The organism is Vibrio sp. 10N.261.51.F12, assembly GCF_041471725.1.
Taxonomy (GTDB): Bacteria; Pseudomonadota; Gammaproteobacteria; order Enterobacterales; family Vibrionaceae; genus Vibrio.
Window position 1 is genome coordinate 28,320 of the sequence record NZ_JBFROV010000003.1, and the last position, 1,357, is coordinate 29,676.

The 1,357-nt window shown below is 42.7% G+C and carries 2 protein-coding genes and 1 pseudogene; 2 read left to right on the plus strand and 1 reads right to left on the minus strand.

What is annotated here, in order from left to right; translation table 11 throughout:
• Positions 1-236 (minus strand): annotated as a pseudogene (locus AB4405_RS01800) (signal recognition particle-docking protein FtsY); the annotation flags it as partial.
• A gap of 212 nt (positions 237-448) precedes the next feature.
• Here AB4405_RS01800 and rsmD point away from each other — a divergent pair.
• Both rsmD and AB4405_RS01810 read left to right on the plus strand, forming a co-directional pair.
• Positions 449-1,048 (plus strand): 16S rRNA (guanine(966)-N(2))-methyltransferase RsmD, encoded by a 600-nt coding sequence (gene rsmD, locus AB4405_RS01805; protein ID WP_372059380.1) that lies wholly within the window; start codon positions 449-451, stop codon positions 1,046-1,048.
• Entirely contained in the window at positions 1,045-1,323 is a 279-nt protein-coding gene (locus tag AB4405_RS01810) for a DUF1145 domain-containing protein (RefSeq protein WP_102470760.1), read from the plus strand. The genes rsmD and AB4405_RS01810 overlap by 4 nt, the downstream gene beginning before the upstream one ends.
• Positions 1,324-1,357: the final 34 nt, after the last annotated feature.

A 1,357-nucleotide genomic window follows, 5' to 3' on the forward strand; every position in this document is an offset into this window, starting at 1 on the left:
TCTGCTTCTGCTTCTGCTTCGTTAGTGTGTTGCTCTATCACGCTGTCCGCAATAACATTTTCAACGACGGCATCTTCTGCAACACGTTCTTCCTCAGCCAATTCTTGAGGCTGATTGTTTTCTAATGATTCATCTTGGTGTTGCTGTTCTTCTTGAGTGGGTTGTTTGGTTTCAGTTTGTTCTTCATCACCAAAACCAAGCCAAGAAAGTAATCCGCGTTTTTTCTTTTCTGTCATCTGAAACTATCCTGAATACTGTCATTCAAATGTTTTTAAATCAGGTCCGAGCTACATGAGTATAGGCATCGCACGAGGTGTGAAAATCCCAACAAAATAAAAGTAACAAAGCAGTGAAAAGTTTTGTCAGAGATTGGTACACTTTGTCACTATCAATTTGAGCTCTTCATAGGGCTACGTATAGTATCACTTTATTGTCGGTCAAAAAATCTATGGTTAAACGTCGCAAGCAAACTCCATCACAAAAATCTGCCCCAACGGGAAGCGTGCGTATTATCAGCGGGTTATGGCGCGGTAGAAAGCTACCGGTCCATGACGCCGAGGGTTTACGCCCAACAACGGATCGCGTGAAAGAAACCGTCTTCAATTGGCTGGCACAAGATGTTCCTCACTCTGACGTCCTGGATGTCTTTGCTGGTTCTGGTAGCTTAGGCTTTGAGGCTGCATCTAGACAAGCAAAACAAGTCCAAATGATTGAACTCAACGTTAAAGCTTATCAGCAATTGGTCAGTAACACTGCTTTACTAAAAGCAGAAAACATCCAAACGCATAATACCAGTGCGCTCACATTTCTTGCTCAAACGGGAACACCGCATGATTTGGTGTTTATTGATCCACCATTTCGTCAAGGGTTGCTCCCAGAAACGGTTGCACTACTAGAACAAAATGGCTGGCTAAGCAAAAATGCGTTAATTTATATTGAGACGGAAAAAGAACTGACGCTCGATGCGATCCCTGAATCCTGGGATTTACTCAAAGAAAAAACCGCCGGACAGGTTTGTTACCGACTTTTTGAAAGGAACCACAAATGAACATACTCATTAAACTGGCCAAGATAGCCTTTGGCTTTATCTGGTTAATTTTGATCCTCAATATTTTTGGTGCCTTTGACGGCTTCGTTGATCGCCAAGGAGCCATTGGGCTTTATATCATGACCGCCTTTTTGTTTATCATGCACGGCGTACAAATGGCGATATTTCTGGGCGCGTTCGGTGAACATCTCAAACTCAGCACTTGGGAAAAGTACTCCATTCTAGCCTTTGGTATCTTTGCTCTACTGGATATACGACGTAAACATATGATGTAAAAAAAGCCGCTTATGCGGTAATGCCGTTCACTTA